At 71.2% G+C, this 18,810-nt stretch carries 18 protein-coding genes and 1 pseudogene; 5 read left to right on the top strand and 14 right to left on the bottom strand.

Translation table 11 applies throughout. The annotated features are described in order from the left end of the window. Window positions 1–71: 71 nt before the first annotated feature. Window positions 72–1,469 (bottom strand): S1 family peptidase, encoded by a 1,398-nt coding sequence (locus tag OHA11_RS01765; protein ID WP_266491278.1) that lies wholly within the window; start codon window positions 1,467–1,469, stop codon window positions 72–74. Between the two features lie 285 nt (window positions 1,470–1,754). Here OHA11_RS01765 and OHA11_RS01760 point away from each other — a divergent pair, with 285 nt between their 5' ends. After that, window positions 1,755–2,747 (top strand): alpha/beta fold hydrolase, encoded by a 993-nt coding sequence (locus OHA11_RS01760; protein WP_266491277.1) that lies wholly within the window; start codon window positions 1,755–1,757, stop codon window positions 2,745–2,747. Here OHA11_RS01760 and OHA11_RS01755 read toward each other — a convergent pair. The 4 genes and pseudogenes from OHA11_RS01755 to OHA11_RS01740 form a co-directional block, all read right to left on the bottom strand. Further along, on the bottom strand, window positions 2,737–3,276 hold the full coding sequence (locus tag OHA11_RS01755) for a hypothetical protein (RefSeq protein WP_266491275.1): 540 nt from the start codon (window positions 3,274–3,276) through the stop codon (window positions 2,737–2,739). The genes OHA11_RS01760 and OHA11_RS01755 overlap by 11 nt on opposite strands. A gap of 20 nt (window positions 3,277–3,296) precedes the next feature. Next, the gene (locus OHA11_RS01750; RefSeq protein ID WP_266491272.1) at window positions 3,297–4,178 is read right to left on the bottom strand and encodes an oxidoreductase; all 882 of its coding nucleotides are present in this window, start codon (window positions 4,176–4,178) and stop codon (window positions 3,297–3,299) included. 250 nt (window positions 4,179–4,428) lie between these two features. Continuing rightward, a pseudogene (locus OHA11_RS01745) lies at window positions 4,429–4,932 on the bottom strand (sortase); the annotation flags it as partial. Between the two features lie 32 nt (window positions 4,933–4,964). Next, a complete protein-coding gene (locus OHA11_RS01740; RefSeq protein ID WP_266491271.1) occupies window positions 4,965–5,642 on the bottom strand; it encodes a hypothetical protein in 678 nt (225 codons plus the stop codon). Between the two features lie 164 nt (window positions 5,643–5,806). Between OHA11_RS01740 and OHA11_RS01735 the strand changes: the two genes are divergently transcribed. Further along, entirely contained in the window at window positions 5,807–6,193 is a 387-nt protein-coding gene (locus OHA11_RS01735; RefSeq protein ID WP_266491269.1) for a PPOX class F420-dependent oxidoreductase, read from the top strand. Here OHA11_RS01735 and OHA11_RS01730 read toward each other — a convergent pair. Further along, window positions 6,179–6,649: an N-acetyltransferase gene (locus OHA11_RS01730; RefSeq protein ID WP_266491267.1), complete on the bottom strand. Its 471-nt coding sequence runs from the start codon at window positions 6,647–6,649 to the stop codon at window positions 6,179–6,181. The genes OHA11_RS01735 and OHA11_RS01730 overlap by 15 nt on opposite strands. Before the next feature lie 39 nt (window positions 6,650–6,688). Beyond that, complete coding sequence (locus tag OHA11_RS01725; protein WP_266506872.1) at window positions 6,689–7,705, bottom strand: zinc-binding alcohol dehydrogenase family protein; 1,017 nt, start codon at window positions 7,703–7,705, stop codon at window positions 6,689–6,691. A 170-nt stretch (window positions 7,706–7,875) separates the two neighbouring features. On the opposite strand from OHA11_RS01725, the gene OHA11_RS01720 reads away from it, so the two are divergent. Continuing rightward, window positions 7,876–8,382, top strand: a complete 507-nt coding sequence (locus OHA11_RS01720; protein ID WP_266491265.1) for a VOC family protein — start codon at window positions 7,876–7,878, stop codon at window positions 8,380–8,382. Between the two features lies 1 nt (window position 8,383). Here OHA11_RS01720 and OHA11_RS01715 read toward each other — a convergent pair whose 3' ends face one another. Together OHA11_RS01715 and OHA11_RS01710 are read right to left on the bottom strand one after the other, a co-directional pair. Then, window positions 8,384–9,121 (bottom strand): DUF4142 domain-containing protein, encoded by a 738-nt coding sequence (locus OHA11_RS01715; RefSeq protein WP_266491263.1) that lies wholly within the window; start codon window positions 9,119–9,121, stop codon window positions 8,384–8,386. A 305-nt stretch (window positions 9,122–9,426) separates the two neighbouring features. Continuing rightward, a complete protein-coding gene (locus OHA11_RS01710) occupies window positions 9,427–10,239 on the bottom strand; it encodes an SAM-dependent methyltransferase (protein WP_266491260.1) in 813 nt (270 codons plus the stop codon). Window positions 10,240–10,513: 274 nt separating this feature from the next. On the opposite strand from OHA11_RS01710, the gene OHA11_RS01705 reads away from it, so the two are divergent. Together OHA11_RS01705 and OHA11_RS01700 are read left to right on the top strand one after the other, a co-directional pair. Continuing rightward, window positions 10,514–12,733 carry a hypothetical protein gene (locus OHA11_RS01705; protein ID WP_266491258.1) on the top strand — a complete coding sequence of 740 codons (2,220 nt, stop codon included), beginning with the start codon at window positions 10,514–10,516 and terminating at the stop codon, window positions 12,731–12,733. A gap of 209 nt (window positions 12,734–12,942) precedes the next feature. Further along, the gene (locus OHA11_RS01700) at window positions 12,943–13,455 is read left to right on the top strand and encodes a hypothetical protein (RefSeq protein ID WP_266491256.1); all 513 of its coding nucleotides are present in this window, start codon (window positions 12,943–12,945) and stop codon (window positions 13,453–13,455) included. 29 nt (window positions 13,456–13,484) lie between these two features. On the opposite strand, the gene OHA11_RS01695 is transcribed toward OHA11_RS01700, so the two are convergent. The 5 genes from OHA11_RS01695 to OHA11_RS01675 all read right to left on the bottom strand — a co-directional run bounded on the left by OHA11_RS01695 (window position 13,485) and on the right by OHA11_RS01675 (window position 18,785). Next, a complete protein-coding gene (locus OHA11_RS01695) occupies window positions 13,485–13,661 on the bottom strand; it encodes a hypothetical protein (protein WP_266491254.1) in 177 nt (58 codons plus the stop codon). A 120-nt stretch (window positions 13,662–13,781) separates the two neighbouring features. Then, window positions 13,782–15,380: an ABC transporter ATP-binding protein gene (locus OHA11_RS01690; protein WP_266491252.1), complete on the bottom strand. Its 1,599-nt coding sequence runs from the start codon at window positions 15,378–15,380 to the stop codon at window positions 13,782–13,784. Continuing rightward, window positions 15,377–16,249 (bottom strand): ABC transporter permease, encoded by an 873-nt coding sequence (locus OHA11_RS01685; protein WP_266491251.1) that lies wholly within the window; start codon window positions 16,247–16,249, stop codon window positions 15,377–15,379. The genes OHA11_RS01690 and OHA11_RS01685 overlap by 4 nt, the downstream gene beginning before the upstream one ends. Further along, on the bottom strand, window positions 16,246–17,199 hold the full coding sequence (locus tag OHA11_RS01680) for an ABC transporter permease (protein ID WP_266491250.1): 954 nt from the start codon (window positions 17,197–17,199) through the stop codon (window positions 16,246–16,248). The genes OHA11_RS01685 and OHA11_RS01680 overlap by 4 nt, the downstream gene beginning before the upstream one ends. Further along, window positions 17,196–18,785, bottom strand: coding sequence for an ABC transporter substrate-binding protein (locus tag OHA11_RS01675; RefSeq protein ID WP_266491248.1), 1,590 nt, complete (start codon window positions 18,783–18,785; stop codon window positions 17,196–17,198). Before OHA11_RS01675 ends, OHA11_RS01680 begins: the two co-directional genes overlap by 4 nt. Window positions 18,786–18,810 lie beyond the last annotated feature (25 nt).

Genomic DNA, 18,810 nt, shown 5'->3' with positions numbered 1-18,810 from the left:
GCACTGCCTGGCCGCGACGGGTGAGAGCGCACTCGGCCTCCGGCCCGGTCGCGCCGCCGCCGTCGGCGTCGTCAGCCCCAGCTCTGCGAATACTCGTTGCGGTAGCGCCTGCGCCCTCGCTCCGAGCGGATGCGGAGGGCCACCAGCGCGACCAGACTGCCCGCGATGACGAACAGCCCGGGACCGAGACTCTTGAAGTCCGCGACCCGCTCCAGCGCCGAGGCCACGCTGTCGGTCTGCCCCCCGGACCCCGAGCCCCCCGCCCCGGGCAGGACCGCGCCGGGGGCGGCCGAGGACGTGCCCGGCGGGACCGCCGCGCCCGAACCGCTGTTGGCGCTGCCCGTGTTCCCGGCGGAGGGTGTCGCCTGGTTGCCCGCGGGGTCGCTGGCCAGCGTCACACCGAGCGAGTCCAGTGCCTTGGTGACCGGCTGGAAGAACGTTGTACCGCCCTTCTGGCAGTCCCCGTTGCCGCCCGAGGTGACGCCCAGGGCCAGCCCGTCGGCGAACATCGGGCCGCCGCTGTCGCCCGGCTCGGCGCACACCGTGGTCTCGATGAGCCCGGTGACCGTGCCCTGCGGGTAGTTCACCGTGGCGTTCAGTCCCGTCACCTCGCCGGACTGGAGCCCGGTCGTGCTGCCGCTGCGGAACACCTTCTGTCCTACGGCGGGGTCGGCCGCGCCGACGATCCGTATGCCCTGGCCGTTGCCCACGGCCACGATGTCGGCGCCGCTCAGCACGGTGCCGGGGCCGTACTGGACGAGCGAGAAGTCGCCGCCGGGGAACGAGCCGGTCACGGTCGCTCCGACCTGCTCGCTGCCCTGCTGGTCCGCGAACCACGTCGTGCCCACCGGGCCGCAGTGGCCGGCCGTGAGAATGAAGTTGGCCTGGCCGTTGGTCACGTTGAACCCCGCCGAACAGCGTCCGCTGCCCCCGAAGAGCGGGGCCGCGCCGTTCAGCCGCGGGGTGAACGTGCCCTCCGTGCGCTCCATGCGGACGGTCTTGCCGAGGCTCTCGGCGACCTTGGCGATCCGGTCCCACTCGGCGGCGGAGACCGTGGTGTCGGCGCGGACCACCACCTGGTTGGACGCGTAGTCCATCGACCACGACGTACCGGCCACCCGGGGAGCGTCCTTGAGGGCCGCGGTGGTGGAGCGGAGATCGTTCATGGCGTAGGGGACGACCTTGGCGACGGCGCCCGCGTCACGTACGGCGGTCGCCGCCTTCTCGTCGGTCACCGCGACGACCGGGCGCCCCTTCGCGTCGATCCAGCTGCCGGCCGTACGCGACGTACCCAGGTCGGAGACCAGTTCCTGGCCGGTCCGGGCGGCCCGGGTCTCGGCGTTCGGAGCCTGGGACTCGTCCGACGTCTCGCTGGCCACGGCATGCGAGACCATCAGCCCTCCGCTCACCAGTCCGCCGATGGCGGCGAACCGTGCGATCCGCTGAACGTTCCGTCGTGCATGCCTCATCCACGGCTCCCGTGCGACTGTCCTGACACAGCGTCAATGCTGTGGGCATTCCCCGTGAGGTGAACGCCCTCCTCCAGTACGTGCCGTCGCGCGGGATGGTTCAGCGGTCAGTCCGAGTGTTCGGAGTCGGCCAGAACCCGCCTGTAGTCCCTTGCAATCCCTGCCGCCCCCGACCACGCCGAGGGAGAGTGCCGGAGCGCTGTTGCCGAAACAGCAATGTCCTTCGTCCCTCCGGGGTACGCGGCGCGAAGATCGGCAGCAGTGGAACCCAACCGAGGAGGAAGCATGCCGCAGGCCGCCAACCCCTTCACACCGGGCGACGCCCAGCACCGAGTGGTGGACGTCCCCGATGGCCGTATCCACCTGGTGGAGCAGGGCACCGGCCCCCTGGTCCTGCTGGTGCACGGCTTTCCCGAGCTCTGGTACTCGTGGCGCCACCAGCTCCCCGCGCTCGCCGCGGCGGGCTACCGCGCGGTGGCCATCGACGTACGCGGCTACGGGCGCTCCTCCGCGCCTCACGCGGTGGAGGCGTACCGCATCGGGACCCATGTCGAGGACAACGTGGCGGTGGTCCGTGCCCTCGGCGAGGAGACCGCCGTCATCGTCGGCCACGACTGGGGCTCGACCATCGCCGCCGACTCCGCGCTGCTCCGGCCCGATGTCTTCTCCGCGGTGGGGCTGCTCGGCGTGCCGTACGCGCCGCGGGGCGGCATCCGGCCGACCGACGCCTTCGCCATGATCGGCGGGGACGAGGAGTTCTACGTCCGCTACTTCCAGGAGCCGGGCCGGGCGGAGGCGGAGATCGAGCGGGACGTACGGGGCTGGCTGACGGGCTTCTACGCCACGCTGTCGGCCGACACCATGCCGGAGTCGAAAGACGCCGGTGTCTTCTTCGTCCCGCCGGGCGGAAAGCTCTCCGACCGGTTCGTGCGGGACCGGCCGTCCTGGCTCTCGGACGAGGAACTCGACTTCTGCGTCGGCGAGTTCGAGCGCACCGGACTCACGGGCGCGCTCAACCGCTACCGCAGCATGGACCAGGACTGGGAGTACCTCGCCAAGTGGGAAGGCGCCCCGATCACCCAGCCGTCGCTGTTCGTCGCGGGCGAACTCGACGCCTCCATCGCCTGGTTGGCGGACGCCATCGACGCGTTCCCCACCACACTCCCCGGCCTGGTCTCCTCGCACCTCGTCGAGGGCTGCGGCCACTGGGTGCAGCAGGAACGCCCCGACGAGGTCAACCGGCTGCTGACCACCTGGCTGGGATCCCTCAAGGGGTAGACGTACGTGTCTCGTGCAGGGCCGTGCGGGCGATGTCGACGAAGTTCACGACCGACTCCCAGAACGGGGCGTAGCAGTCGTTGAACCGTCGGCCCGCGTCCTCCTCGCCCGCGATCATCGCGCCGAGCGCCCGCCAGTTGTCGCTCGTCGCGCGGCGGACCCGGTCCGCGGCCGAGGCGACCGCGGAGGGGCCCTCCAGGTCGGCCACCCAGACCCGTTGACGCAGCACGGCGTACTCGCCACGGAGCCGTACCCGCAGGTCCTTGAGCGCGGCGAGCCGCTCGTCCGGGTCGCTGAGCTGACCGGCGTCGGACACCTTCCAGTAGAGGTCGCCCATGCGCTGGGCCTGCTCGATGACGTCGACGTACGCCGCCCGCCGGGCCGCCCGGAGCCGGTCCGCCTGTACGGACGCGGCGGCCGCGTCCGCCTGGATGCGGGCGGCCCGGTAGGTGCCGCGGCTGGTCACCCAGCTCGCGAGCACGGCGGTCCCGGCCGTCAGCGCGGCCACCCACAGAGTGCTGTCACCCATCGCGAAGAGATCCCCAGCTCTCAGACGAGCCGGGCGAGTTCGTCGTCCGACAGACGGATCGCGCCCGCGGCCACGTTCTGCACGAGATGGTCCGGATCGCCGGTGCCCGGGATGGCCAGGACGTGCGCACCGCGGTGCAGTGTCCAGGCCAGCCGGATCTGCGCGGGGGTCACGCCGTGGGCCCGTGCCACGGCGAGAACCTCGGCGTCCTGGGCGCCGGAGGCGCCCTTGCTGCCGCCTGAGCCCACTATCGCGAAGAACGGCACGAAGGCGATGCCCTGTTCACCGCAGATCCGCAGGACCTCGTCGCTCTCGGTACGCGTGTCGAGGGCGTACCGGTTCTGGACGCAGACCACCGGCGCGATGGCCTGTGCCTCGGCGAGCTGCTCGGGGTCGACATCGGACACCCCGAGGTGGCGGACGAGCCCGGCCTCGCGCAGTGCGGCCAGTGCGCCGAAGTGCTCGGCGATCGAATGGCGCCCGTGCGTCCGCAGGTTGACCACGTCGAGGTGGTCGCGGCCGAGCTGGCGCAGGTTCTCCTCCACCTGTCCGCGCAGCTGCTCGGGCCTGGCCCAGGGCAGCCACGCGCCCGACGGATCGCGCCCGGGACCGACCTTGGTGACGATGACCAGGTCGTCCGGATACGGGGCCAGCGCCGAGTTGACCAGCTCGTTGGCCGAGCGCAGGGACGAGAAGTAGAAGGCGGCGGTGTCGATGTGGTTGACACCCAGTTCCAGAGCGCGCCGGAGCACGCCGAGTGACCGTTCACGGTCGCTCGGGGTGCCCTGGTCGAAAGCGCCGCTTCCGGTCAGCCGCATGGTCCCGAAACCGAGCCGGTTGACCGTGAGGTCGCCGAGCCGCCAAGTCCCCGCTGCCGCCGCGTTGATCGTCTCCGAGCTCATCGTCGGAGTCTGACACGGGGGATCGGACCGTGGGGGCGGAGGGCCAGAAGTGATGTGCGCGGAGGCTGTGTTCGTGGAACGTCCGAGTCGGTACGGTCACCGGCCGGGGCGCGCGGGCCCCCGCGTCCGTGCCAGATGCGCGAAGACGACGAGGTTGCTCCGGCAGCCGGTCCCCCGGTCCCCCGGTCGTACGCCCCGCGCAGGTGATCAGCCGCAGCTCGGGACGCCCTCCGGCGTCGTACACCTCCTGACTGGGGAAGCGCTCCTTGTCGTACGTGCGCACTGCATCCACCGTGTAGACGGCGGTGCGGCCGTCGGCGCGGCGCGCCTCGACGAGCCGGCCGGGCGTCAGTCCGTTCAGGCCGGCGAAGACGGCGGGCACGGTGGCGGTGTCCCGGAGGCCGACCACCACGGCGGTGCCCGGCTCTCCGGGCGAGGGGCCGTCCTCGTACCAGCCGGCCAGTTCGGGGCTGTCCACCGGCGGAGTGGTGAGCCGCCGTTTCCGGTCCAGGCGCAGTCCGACGACCGGGGCCTCCAGACCGAGGTACGGGATGCTCAGGACCGTCGCCCTGGACCGCGGGAGCGGTTGGGGCGCCGGGCTCGGGCGGTGGGCGGCAGGCGGCACGGCGACGTGGCCGCGCCGGGGCTCCGGTGGCACGGCGGCGGAGGGCCCCGAGGATGCCTCGGTGTCCCCGGGCCCGGCGGCCGGACCCGCGGGGCGGCCGTCGTCCTCGGCCCACCAGATGCCGCCCATCACCAGGAAGAGGGCCAGCGCGACCGTCCTCGTCAGACGGTAGGCGCGCGGCCATCGGGCCGGCGGCGCAGCATCCGGACGTAGACGAAGCCCGACACACCGACCAGGCCGACCGCCGCCGCGGCGCTGACCGCCGACACGCTCGGCGACTCGGTGAGACCTCCGCCGCCCGCGGGCACGCCGCCGTCGGGACCGCCGGGTGCCACGCCCTCGGGTCCGCCCGCGGGCGAGGTCTTTTTGCAGTCGACCTCGAACACCTTGTTTCCCGTGCCGTTGGTATCCGTGATCTGCCAGGTGAGCTTGTACTGACCGTCGGGCAGGGCCAGCAGACCGCTCGTCCGGCCGGTACCGGTGGGCAGCGCCAGGGTGCCGGTGAGCGTGGCGCTGCCCCGGTTCGCCGGCTCGGGCTCGATGATCCAGGTGACCCCCCGACCTCGGTCGAAGTCGAAGGCCGCGAGATAGAACTGGCAGACCTTCGGGTTGTCGCGCTGGTCGGTGGCGGCCGTCGTGTCCGCGTGGATCCTGACGTCGCCGTTGTCACCGGGGGCGGCGAGGGCGGCCGGGGCGCCGAGGAGGGCGGTTCCGGCGAGGGCGAGCGCCGTGAGGCCGACGGCTCCTGTGCGGGAGCGGGCGGTACGAGCGCGGACGACGCGGGTGGCGCGCGTGACTCGGGCGGTGCGGCCGGTGCGGGGGAGTGGCGAGACAGACATGCGAGGTCCTCCGGGCGGACTGATTGATTGTCGTACGAATCGACTCCTCTCCGACTCCCTCTCACATCCCGTGCCCGAAAGCCCGGCGCATCGCTGACGAGCCGTCAGGGAGCGCTCGTCCGGCCCAGGGCCCCGCCGGGCCCGCCCGCGCCTAGACTCACCGCGTGGACAAGACAACCCTGGAGCGGCTCGGTGCCGGCTCGTACCTGCTGGTCACCAGCTACCGGAAGAACGGCACGCCGGTCGCGACCCCGGTGTGGGTGGTCCGCGACGGCGACACGCTAGGAGTGTGGACGCCCACGGACTCCTGGAAGGTGAAGCGGATCCGCAACCGCGCCGACGTTCTCGTCGGCCCCTGCGACGTCCGCGGCAAGCCGACCGGCGAACAGATCCCCGCCACCGCCGAGGTCTGCGACCAGGACGTCACCGAGCACTATCGCGGGCTCATCGTCCGCAAATACGGCATCCTCGGCCGGCTCACCCTGCTCGGCAGCCGACTGCGCCGCGGGAAGAAGGGGACGATCGGCATCCGGGTGTCACTGGTGCCGTAGCCAGACGTAGTCGACGGGCTGTACGGCGTTCCAGGCCTCGGCCAGCTCCGGGCCGACGGGGACGAACCCGGCGCCCCGATAGCAGCGCAGGGCCGCGTCGTTGTCCGGGTGCACCCGCATGAACACGTCCGAGTGCCCGGAGCGGTCGGCCTCGCCGAGGAGCCCCCGGACCAGCACACGTCCGAGGCCACGCCCGCGCACCTCGGGCGCCACGATGATCCGGGCCAGCTCCACCTCGTCCTCCTCGGCGTCGAACCACAACTCCCCGTACGCGACGGGCCGTTCGCCCTCCATGAGCAGGTGAGCCGTCACGTCCGGCTCCCCCTGCCAGTCCGCGACGGTCTGCCAGGCCATGGGGAACTCCGCCCGCCCGCACCACATCGAGACCTCCACGGCGGACACCGGCCAGGTCGCCACGGTCGTCGCGTACGCGGTGCTGAAGGGAAGCAGGTCCATGGTGTGAGTCCGTTCGTCCTGGGGGCGGCGCCGGCGGGGTCAGTCCCACGACCCGCCATCATCGACCAGCACGGCCGCCCCGTCGAAGCGGCCCGCCTTGAGATCCCGGAGCGACCGCGGGGCCTGGGACATCGGGTAGGTGTGGGTGGTCGCGCGGATACCGTGGCGGGCCGCGAGGGCCAGGAAGTCGCGGGCGTCCTTACGGGTGTTGGAGGTGACACTGCGCACCTCCTTCTCGTAGAACAGCTCGCGCTCGTAGGCGAGCGGCGGGATCTCGCTGAGGTGGATGCCCGCGATCGAGAGCACGCCACCGCGGTCCAGGGCGCGCAGCGCGACCGGTACGAGATCGCCGACCGGGGCGAAGAGGATGGCGCTGTCCAGGGGTTCCGGAGGCGCGTCGTACGCCCCGGACGCCGAGGCGGCTCCCAGAGCGAGGGCGAGGCGTCGGGCGGCCGGGTCCCGGGTCAGTACGTGGACGGTCGCGCCCTGGGCCAGGGCCAGCTGGGCGCAGAGGTGGGCGCTGCCGCCGAACCCGTACAGGCCGAGGCGTCCGCCGGGAGGCAGCGCGGCGCGGCGCAGGGCGCGGTAGCCGATGATGCCCGCGCACAGCAGCGGAGCCAGGGCGACGTCGTCGAGGTCGCCGGGCAGCGGGTGGGCGAAGGCGGCGGGCACCGTCGTGTACTGGGCGTAGCCGCCGTCGGTGTCCCAGCCCGTGTAGCGCGAGTCCGGGCAGAGGTTCTCCGCCCCGCGCACGCAGTACCCGCAGGTGCCGTCGGTACGGCTCAGCCAGGCCACCCCGACCCGGTCGCCGACGGCGAATCCGGTCGCGGCGGCGCCCCTGGCCGCCACCCGCCCGACGACCTCGTGGCCGGGTGTCACCCGCGGCCGGCGCACCGGCAGGTCACCCTCGCTGACGTGCAGATCGGTGCGGCAGACGCCGCAGGCGCGGACGCGGACGAGAAGTTCGTCAGGCCCGGGCACGGGGACCGGCTTCTCGACACGCCGCAACGGGTCCTGCTCGATCGGTCCCGGCTCGGCCACCTCCCAGGCGTACATCGTGGTCATGTCGTCTCCGTTCCTCCGGCTCCGCGGCCTTGACCGGACGGAGGGGATGCCTAGAGTGACCAGTGGTTGAACGGCAAACCGTTTCGGTGATGCCGGTGACGCGCCGGCCCCGGTCGTCGCGGCCGACGTCCCCTTCCATTGTGTGAGGAGTGTGCGCGTACGTGTCGAGCCAGGAGGAGAACCCCTTGGACCTGACGGCGATCGAAACCGAGAGGGCACGGATCAGGGACGCCTATCTGGCCCCGGACAGGGGACCCAGTTCGGCCCGGGGCGTGCACCATGTCGCACTGCTCTCCGGCGATGTCGAGCGGACGGTGCGCTTCTACCAGGAACTGCTGGAGTTCCCGCTCACGGAGATGTTCGAGAACCGCGACTACAAGGGCTCGACCCACTTCTTCTTCGACATCGGGCACGGGAACCTGCTCGCCTTCTTCGACTTCCCCGGCCTCGGCCTCGGCCCGTACGCGGAAGTCCTCGGCGGCCTCCACCACCTGGCCATCTCCGTCGAACCCGACAACTGGCGCCGCCTGCGCGACCGGCTCGACGCGGCCGGGGTGGACTACCAGGAGGAGAGCGGTACCTCGATCTACTTCCGTGACCCCGACGGCACCCGCGTCGAGCTGCTCGCGGATCCGCTCGGCGAGATGTACGGCACGACCGTGCGCTGACCTACCCCACCGTCGGTGACGGGGTGGGCGTAGGTGTCGCGGAGCTGTTCGCGGGCGGGGTGAGAGCGACGACCGGCGCTCCCCGAGGGGGCGCGGGCGGAGTGACGTCGCCGGCGGGCAGCTTCGGAGGGGTCGTCTCCTGGAAGAGGACCGAGTCGAAGTCGACCAGCCCGGTCTTCTCCAGGACGGAGATGTGGTCCAGAACGGTGTCGTTGGCCTGGTCGGCCAGTTCACGGACCAGGGAGTTCTCGGTCGTGGCCCGGATCTTCGCGACTGCCGGGAAGATCTGGCCGTGGGTCACCCGCAGGATGTTGGCGAGATCGGTGTCGAACTGCTTGCCGTGGTCCGCGGTCAGCGTTGCCACGAAACCCTGCTGCTGCGGGGACGCCTGGTTGGGCAGGGTGATCCCCAGCCGGGGAGCGATCAGCCGGCACTCGGCGTCGAGCGCGGCGTGGCCCGAGATCAGATGCTCGCCCGCCGTTCTGACGGGCTGGGTCGTGCCCTTCGTCAGGGCCAGCTCGCCGGAGGGGAACTCCCAGAGCCCGGCGGAGCGCACCTTGACGACGAAATCGCGGTCCGCCTCCGTGAGCGGGCCGGTCGGCGTGTGGGCGATGACGCGTGACGGGGAACTCGACGCGTTCTGCACCCCGAGCATCGCGGGATAGGCGAGCGCGGCGAGGGTCAGCGTCAGGCTGCTCACGACGAAGACCGTTCCCGCCGCGTTCCGGGACATACGCATGGCTCCTCCTGGCCCAGGACATCCGCCCCCGGAGTGGAGTGCTCCGGGAACGCTGTGGTCGCCCCCGCGGTGAGCGGGTGCGGATGCCCGGGAGTACGGCTGGGGCCGGTCAGGAGATCCTTTGGCCGCGGCAAAGACTCAGCCATGGAGGGAGCTCCGGACCGGCCCGCCCGACGAGGTTCCGGACCGGCCCGCCCGACATCCGGGCGCAGGCGCGGCTGCGGCAGCCGCCGTGGGCGCCGCTATGGGTACAGGTAGCGGGCGTACGGGTAACAGGCGTACGGGTAACGGGGATTGGCCGGATATCAGGGCTTGCGGCCGACACCGCCGAGGGCGATCACCTCGACCGGGATCGCGGGGGCGCCCGGGTCGGGACGCCACTCCGCCAGCGGGACCACGCCGGGCTCCAGCAGCTCAAGACCCTCGAAGAAACCGGCCAGTTGTTCCGGGCTGCGGAGGAAGTACGGGGCGGCGCCGCTCTCGTTGTAGCGCCGGGTGGCCTCCGCGTTGTCCTTGTGGGTGTCCACGCTGTCGTTGAACGCCAGGAAGCTGCCGGACGGCAGGGCCTCCAGCAGCCGGTTCACGATGGACCGTGCCTCGTCGTAGTCGGCTATGTGCCCGCTGACCTGCATCAGGGTGAGCGCCACCGGCCGGGTCAGGTCCAGCGTCCTGGCCGCCTGGCGCAGGATCGCGTCGGGATCGTGCAGGTCCGCGTCGATGTAGTCGGTCACCCCCTGCGGGGTGCTGGTCAGCAGCGCCCGGGCGTGGGCCAGCACCAGCGGGTCGTTGTCGACGTAGACGATCCGTGCCTCGGGGGCCACCCGCTGGGCCGTCTGATGCGTGTTGTCGACGGTGGGCAGTCCGGTACCGACGTCCAGAAACTGCCGGACCCCTTCCTTGTCCGCCAGGTGGCGCACGGCCCGGCCGAGGAAGGCCCGGGAGCCCCGCGCGAGTTCCTCGATGCCCGGAAAGGACTCACGGAACGCGTCGCCCACCTCCTGGTCGACGGGGTAGTTGTCCTTCCCGCCCAGCCAGTAGTTCCAGATCCGGGCCGAATGCGGCACCGATGTGTCGATCTTCGACCACGGGCCCGCCGGTGCGGACGAATCGTGCGTCACGGAACAGCCTCCTCAACATGCGCCATCGTCGGTTTCACGACACAACGTAAAGCCGTCGCCCCGGCTGCCGGACGGGATCCGGCCAGCACCAGGTGCGCAGGCCACACGAGTTCCGTCGTATTTCTGCGGGACAACGGAAAGGATCGTTGACGCGGTCACAGCGCGGTGCCAACGTGCACGCACCAGTCCTCCCGGCCGGCCGGGACCCGGGGTGGCGTCGACCGGACGCCACCCACTGAACGGCGCAACTCAGGCGAGCGGAGGACTTTTCGCCATGTCAACAGCCAGTGGAGACCCGACAACGGGGACGGCCGACTTCTCGGCGGCGCCCTTGGCCGACGCATCCGTTCCCGACGAGGGGGACAACGGCCAGGACGCGATCTCGGGTCAGAGCACTACCGAAGTGAGCGGGACAGCAGAACAACTGACAGTCGGGGCAGCAGCCGCGGTGCACGTCGAGCCCGGCGCCCCCGCGCCCATCCACCGCCCCACCCGCGGCCGTTACCGCGGCAACAGCGGCGGCTACGAACTCGACCTCCGCGTGGACGTCGACAGCGTGCCCGGCGGACCGAAGGTCCTGCGGAAGGCCAGCGGAGACTTCTTCAGCACGGCCGGCGGTACGAAGACCTACTTCGGCTCCTTCATCGTGGACGCGCCCACCGTGGCGTGGACCGCGACCAGGGTCGTCGTCACGGGAGTCGCCGAGTACACCTGGAAGACCGCCCACGTGATCGTACGGATCACCATCCCGCGCAGCAGGATCACCCAGCGGCCCGGCGCCGCGACCGTGGAATTCCTGCGCCCGCCGGGCCAGTTGGGCGCCACCTACGTCTGCCCGTACGTCTCTCCGTACTTCCGCACCGTCGAGTGGGAGCAGGACTCCGTGACCGGGGCCGTGCCCTTCCTCGCGTACGACACGGGATCACTCCCGCAGCCCGCCAACAGCCCGGCCCGTGTCCTCACCGTGCCCCGGGCCTACGCCGAGGCCGGTATCGAACTGCTCGTCTCCGGCACCGCGAACACCATCGCGAACAGCCAGAACGGCTGGACCAACACCGAACTGCACGCCGCGATGGAGACCAACTTCAGCCTGTGGCGCAATGCCCCGCAATGGAAACTGTGGCTCCTGGTCGCCAGCAGCTACGAAGGCACGGCGGGCGTGCGCGGCATCATGTTCGACGCGTCCGACGCCTTCCAGCGACAGGGCTGCGCGATCTTCTACGACCTCGTCCAGGGCACCGACCCTGAAGCGCAACGCGCCATGCTGCGCACGTACGTGCACGAACTCGGCCACTCCTTCAACCTGCTGCACTCCTGGCAGAAGAACCTGGCCCAACCCCCGGCCCCGCTCGGCGGCAACAACGGCTTCGCCGACCTGTCCTGGATGAACTACCCGCAGAACTACCAGCCGTTGAACGGGAACGGCGGAGCGGCAGCCTACTGGGGAGCCTTCCCCTTCCAGTTCACCGACAACGAGCAGATCCATCTGCGGCACGGCTTCTACCGGAACGTCATCATGGGCGCCAACGCCTTCGCCACCGGCGCCGCCGACATCGAACCCGAACTCTTCGACGAGCCGCTCACCGACGAGTCCGGACTTCGGCTGGATCTGCGCGCCGACAAGGACGGCTTCTCCTTCGGCGAACCCGTCGTCGTGGAGCTGAAGTTGGAGACGACCGACCTGCGCGGGCGCTCCACGCACAACCACCTCCACCCCGACGACGAACTCGTCAACATCGCCATCCGCCAGCCCTCCGGCCGCACCGTGCTCTACCGGCCGCTGCTGCGCCGCTGTGTCGACCAGGACCAGACCGTCCGCCTGGACGCCGGCCGGCCCGCGATCTACAGCAGCGCCTACATCGGCTACGGCCGCGACGGGCACTACTTCCAGCAGCCGGGCACCTACCAGCTGCGCGCCGCCTATCTGGCGTCGGACGGTTCCCGGATCGTCTCGCCGGTGCTGCGGCTCAACGTCAGGCACCCCGTCAGCCAGAGCGACACCCAGCTCGCCGAGCTGATGATGGGCGAGGAGCAGGGCAAGATCCTCGCCCTGCGCGGCTCCGACTCACCGTCGCTGCGGTCCGGCAACGACGCCCTCCAGGAGATCATCGAACGGCACGGCACGCACCCGTTCGCGGTGTACGCGCGCCTCGCCAAGGGGCTCAACTTCGAGCACGAATTCAAGAGCCTGAGCCCGGACAAGACCGAGCTGACCGTACGGCCCCCGGACCCCAAGTCCGGCATCGAGCAGCTCGCCCAGGTCGTCAAGGTCTCCGAACAGGGCAAGGGCGTCGACAACCTGACGCTCAACCTGGCCACCCGCCGCCTCGCCCGCGCCTACGCCCGCCAGGGCGACCTCGAAGAGGCCAACTCCACGCTCGACCGGCTGATGCGGCACTTCGACACCCCCGCGTTCAAGCCGTACGTCGTGGACGCCGTACGCGACCAGGTCGACACCACGAAGGCCCGCCTCACCGCCGAGTTCGGCGACTGACCGCGGCCGCTGTCCGGGAGGGCACTCACGGGCGACCCCTCTGCCCGTGAGCGCCCTCCCGGTGCCGGTGCCGGTGTCGGCACCGGTGGTCGGTTGCCGGTGCTCCTGCCCGTGCTCGTGCCGGTGCCCTTGCCGGGTGACTGTGGCAGCATCGCGACCGGGCCCGCCCGGACAACGGCGTCGGCCACGGCCCGGGAAGGAGCTGTCGCATGCTCGACCTCGTCCTGTACGGGCCGAGCGGCCCCCAGCCCGTCGGCCGCCCCGCCCCCGTCCGGGTGGAGATCCGCAACACGGGTTCCCGGGACCTCTGGATCGCGGGCGTGCTCGACGGCTCCGAGAACGGACTGCGCTGTCCGCGCTATCTGCCCACCGTTACATGCGTCGAGGACGGCAGTGTCGTCGCGCGGCCCGCCCCGGCCGAGGATCCCCTCGTCGGACCGCTCAGGCCCGGCGACCTGCGGAGACTGGCCCCCGGCGAGTCCTTCGACCCGACCGCCGGCCCCGGCTGCCTGCCGCTCATGACGTTCGCCCACTACGTCCCCGAGCGTCCCGGCCGCTGCCGCTACACCCTCACGCTCAGCACCGAAGCCGCCCGGCCGGAGGAGTGGCTGGGCGGCTTCGGCCTGCCCGTGGGCAGCGAGCGGGAGGAACTTCTGGCACTCGTCGCGCGGGTGCCTCGTACGACGGTCACGGCCGCTCCACTGGACGTGGACTTCCGCTGAGGAGCGCGTGCACCTTCGCTGAGGAGCGGTCACACCAGGAAGAGCAGGTGGACGGCGATCAGGACGTCCACCACTGCGCACCACTCGGCGAACGACCGGGCGACGACCTTGTCGAGCCTCAGATGGACGAAGTCCCAGACGCCGTGGAAGAACCAGCCGGCCGCCACGAGACAGCGGCCCAGGTCCGGATCGACCGCGAGTCCCACGAGTGCGAGCGCGGCGAAGACGACCGCCCCCGCCGCCTGGATCCCGAAGGAGGCCGGGCCGTACGGCGTTCCGCGGACGGCATGCGTGGGAACAGGGCTGGATCTGACTCCTGGTACGAGCTAACCCCGCCGCTTCTCCACCAATCGTCTCTCCGCACATCGCTTCTCCATCGATCGCTTCTCCAGCAATGACACGGTGAATGGATGCGCGGGCGCCGTCAGGATGTCCTGGGCCGCCCCTTGCTCGACCACCTCTCCGGCGTCCAACACCGCGATCCTGGCGGCGAGTCGGGCCGTGTCCAGGTCGTGCGTGATCAGTACGAGGGACAGGTCGCCGCGGTCGCGCAGCAGCCCGGCGAGCAGGTCGAGGATGCCCCGGCGGGTGACCGTGTCGAGCCCGGAGGTGATCTCGTCGCACACCAGGACCCGCGGCCGGGCGAGCAGGGCCCGTGCCAGCGCGGCCCGTTGGAGTTCACCACCGGAGAGCCCGGCAGGGGACCGGGCCGCCAACTCGTCCGCCAGGCCGAGGCTGTTGAGCACGGCTGACGCCTCCGCTCGCGCCGCCTGGGGAGGCACCCCACGCAGCCGTACCGCCGTACGGGCCACCTGGTCGAACACCGGCCGACGTTCGTCGAAGGAGGCCCGCGCGTCCTGGAACACGTACTGCACGGCGGCCAGTTGACCGCGCGTACGGTCGCGCAGACTGGGCGGCAGCGGGACCTCGTCGAGCAGCACCTCTCCTTCGTACGTGCGGTGGAGCCCGGCAATGCAGCGGGCCAGTGTCGTCTTTCCGCTGCCCGAGCGGCCGAGGACAGCGACGCACTCGCCGGACCGCAGGGCGAGTTCCGGGGCATGCAGCACCTCGACGCCGCGGTGCCGGGCACGGAGACCGCGGACCCGCAGCACGGTGTGCGAGTCCGACCTTTCCGGTGCCTCGCCCGTCAACGTCGGCCGGTCCGCGAGGAGTTCACGCGTCCACGGATGAGAGGGCGCGAGCCACACCCGTTCCGTGGGCCCGGACTCCACGACCCGGCCGTCCCGCATGACCAGTACCTCGTCGGCGAGTGCGCGTACGGTCTCCAGGTCGTGGCTGAGCAGGACGATGCCGATACCCCGCGCGGCGACCGCCGCCAGCTCGTCCACCACGCGTCGCTTCGTCAGCGCGTCCTGCCCGGTGGTGGGCTCGTCCGCGACGACGACCCGCGCGCCGAGAAGCAGGGCCTGTGCGAGGACGACACGCTGCTGCTGCCCGCCCGAGAGCTGATGCGGGAAGTGTCTCAACAGGCGTGATCCGTCCGGTAGTTGAGCCATGTCCAAGGCCCGCAGGACATGCTCGCGCGCCGCGGCCCGACGAGCACGGCGGGGCAGTTCGCGCACATGGCCGCGCGCGATGTCGAACAGCAGCGCACCCACCCGCCGCGCGGGGTTGAGCACCGCCGCCGGATGCTGCGGGACATAACCGACCAAGGCCTCGTCCACTCGTGCGAGGCCGTTCACCCGTACGGAGCCTTCCAACCGTACGGAGCCCGTCACCCGCGCGCCCGACGGGAACTCGCCGAGCAGCGCACGCCCTGTCGTCGTCTTCCCGCTGCCGGAGGCACCGACCAGCGCGGTCACCTTTCCCGGCAGAACCCGCAGGCTCACCCCGTCGACGATGCGCCGCCCGCCGACCTCGACGGTCAGCTCCTCGATCTCCGCGACCGCGGTCGACTCGCTCACGGACGTGGCTCCTTCACATGGTCACGAGCACGAACCCCATGGCGAACGCCGTTCCGAACGTCAGCCCGTTCGGTGCTGAGCAGCAGCGCGTCGAACAGCAGATTGCACCCCATCGTCAGCGTCACGATCAGCAGTGCCGGGACCACCACGGCCCACGGCTGCACGAACAGCCCCGTACGGTTGCGGTCCACCATCACCGCCCAGTCGGCCGCGTCCGGGGCCACTCCGATGCCCAGGAAGGCGGCCGTGGCCACCAGATAGAGGGCGCCTGTCAGCCGTACCCCCGCGTCGGCGGCGAGCGGCCGCAGGATCGACCGGCCGACATGTCCGACGGCGATGCGCCACCACGACTCGCCCTGCATCCGCAGCGCCTCCACCGCCGGACGCGAGGCCACATCAGCCGCCGCGGCGCGCACGATGCGCGCCGCGTCCGGGATATTGACGAGCGCCACCAGCAGAGCGAGACCACCCGCCCCGGGCGAGAACACCGACGCGACCAGCAGGATCATCAGCAGCGACGGCACGGCGAGGAGCACGTCCAACGGTCGCATCAGCACCTCCTCCAACCAAGTTCGGTGAGTGAGTGCGCTGATCAGCCCGACCGGCAGCGCCACCAGATACGCCAGCGTCGTCGCCGCGAGCGCCACGACCACCACGGGTCGGCCGCCGAGCAGCACCTGTCGCCACACGTCACGCCCCACGAAGTCCGTGCCGAGCCAGTGCCCGCCGCCGAGCGTGAACGACGTGGCCCGCGGCCCGGGTTCACCCGCGAACAGCGGCCCGAACAGAACCAGGACCAGCGGTACGCAAACGAGAGCGGCCGCGAGCGCGAAGCGCCCCGACGGCAGCCACTTCGTCCGTCCTCTCACGCGGCCACCTCCGCCCGTGGCGCGAACCGGTGCGCGACGAGATCGGCCCCCAGGTTCAGCACCACGGTGATCACCCCGAAGACCACCGCCAGCCCCTGCACCACCGGCACATCCCGCTCGGCGACGGCGTTCATCAGTACGGTCCCCAGCCCGGGAATCACGAACAGTGCCTCCACCACGATCACCCCGCACAACAACCAGTCGACGGTGCGGGCGAGTTGTTGTGCTGCCGGTGCCATCGCGTTCGGCAGCGCGTGCGCGTATCGCACCCGGGCGCCCGGGATCCCGTACCGGCGGGCCTGTGCGACGTACGGCGAGGCGAGCGCGTCGATCATCCCGGCGCGCACCAGCCGGGACAGCGAGCACACCGGCCGCGACAGCAGGACGAGCACCGGCAGCACGAGCGCGGCCGGATGCCCGAGCAGATCCGTGCCGTAACCGACCGCCGTCGGTGGCAGCCAGTCGAGCCGCAGCGCGAAGACCGTCACCAGCAGCACCCCGAACGCGAACTCCGGTACCGCGTACACCCCGAGCGTCACCGAACTGACCAGCCGGTCCACGAACCGCCCCTCGAACCGCGCGGCCAGCACTCCGAGCCCGAACCCGACCGGGACCAGCAACGCGACCGTGAGACCGGCGAGGAGCAGGGTGGGCCCGAAGGCGTCGGATATGTACGAGGAGACGGGCCGCCCGGATGTCAGTGAGTCCCCAAAGTCTGCGTGTAGCAGGCCAGTTGCCCAGTCGGCGAGCCGCTCGTACGCGGGGCGGTCCAGGTCCAGCGCCTCGCGGACGGCGGCGATCCGCGCCGGATCCGGCTGGTCGCCGACCAGGGCCACCGCCGCGTCGCCCGGCAGCGCCTCGGTGAGTACGAAGACCAGCAGCACCACGGCCACGGTCTGCGCACCTCCGAGCAGCAGCCGCCGGGCGGCCCACGAGCCCAGTCCGCTCACGCCAGCCAGACCTTGTCGAACCGCGCCCAGTCCAGTGAGTTCGCGGGCGCTGACCGCTCAACTCCCTTGACAGCACGGCCCGTTCCGATGATCCAGTCGGCGAACCCCCACACCAGGAAGCCGCCCTCGGCGTACAGCCTGCGCTGCATCCGCCCGAACACGGCGGTGCGTTCCGTCTCGTCCTTCGTGGACTGCGCCTGGTGGTAGAGCGCGTCGAAGTCCTTGTGGTGCCACTGGGTGGCGTTGGTGGTGGAGTCGGTGAGCAGCCGCTGCGAGATGTGCGACTCGATGGGCATGGCCCCCGAGCGGTAGCAGCACAGGGTCCCGGAATCGAGGATGTCCGCCCAGTACGAGTCCTTGCTGCCCATCTTCACGTCGACGGTGACTCCGGCCTTGGCGGCCTGGTCGCGGAAGATGCCGGCCGCCTCGGTGAAACCGGCCGCGACCGCCGACGTGTCCAGCGTGACCTTCAGCTTCTCCGCGCCCGCCTTCTTCAGGAGGGAGCGGGCCCGGTCGAGGTCCTGCCGACGCTGCGGCAGACCTTCCGCGTAGTACTCGTACCCCTTGCCGAACAGATCGTTGCCGACCACGCCCGCCCCGGACAGTGCGCCGTCGATCAGCTCCTGCCGGTCGGCGATCAGGAAGAACGCCTCCCGGACCCGCTTGTCGTCGAAGGGGGCCCGGTCCGTCTTCATGGCGAAGGCCTGCATGGCGCTGTTCCGCAACCGTACGATCTGGATCCGGCCCTTGCCCTCGTGGGCGCGTGCGGTCGTCGGGTTGAGCTCATGGGCGTACTCGACCTGCCCGCCGAGCAGCGCGTTGACCCGCGCGGACTCCTCGTTGGCGACGACGAACTCCAGCTCGTCGAGGTGCGGGGCGCCGTCCCAGTAGGCGTCGTTGCGGCGGAAGACCGCCGAGCGGCCCGGCGCGAACGACACGAAACGGAACGGCCCGGAGCCGACCGGCTTCTTGTCGAAGTCGGCATCCGACGTCCCGTCGGGCACGATGTATGCGCCGAACGCGGCCAGGACGTTGGGGAATTCGGCGATCGGCCGCTTGAGGACGAATTCCATGGTCCGTTCGCCGACGGCCCGGCTCGCCTTCAGGTCGATGGGTTCGAGGGACGCCCTGGCACGGAACGCCTTCTCGGGGTCGGCGATCCGGCGGTAGCTGAACAGCACATCCTCGGCGGTGACGGGCTTCCCGTCGTGGAAGTCCGCCTTCCGCAGGGTGACCCGCCAGCGGTCCAGGCCCGCGTTCGGCTCCCAGCCGGAGGCCAGGCGTGGCTGGGCGGAGAGATCGTCGCCGTAGTCGGCGAGCTTGTCGAAGAGTGCCTTGGCGCGGGCCGCGTCGGCGAAGAGGTTGGCCAGATGCGGATCGAGCGTCTCGCTCGCGCCACCGCCCGCGAAGGCGGCCCGCAGCCGCCCGCCGCGCCGGGGCTTTCCGTCGCTCCCGCCGCCCGTACCCGAGCCGGAGTCGTTGCCCGATTCATTGTCCGAGCCGCCGCAGCCGACGAGGGCGAGGGCGCCCACTCCTGAGGCGGCGGCGAGGAAGCCTCTGCGACGGAGGCCGGGGTATTCCCGCATGACGATGTCCTTGCTGTGTGAGGTG

Origin of the sequence: Streptomyces sp. NBC_00878, from assembly GCF_026341515.1 — a bacterium.
Classification (GTDB): domain Bacteria; phylum Actinomycetota; class Actinomycetes; order Streptomycetales; family Streptomycetaceae; genus Streptomyces.
Note: the sequence above shows the minus strand (reverse complement) of the source record. Positions and strands in the feature narration are given on the sequence as shown.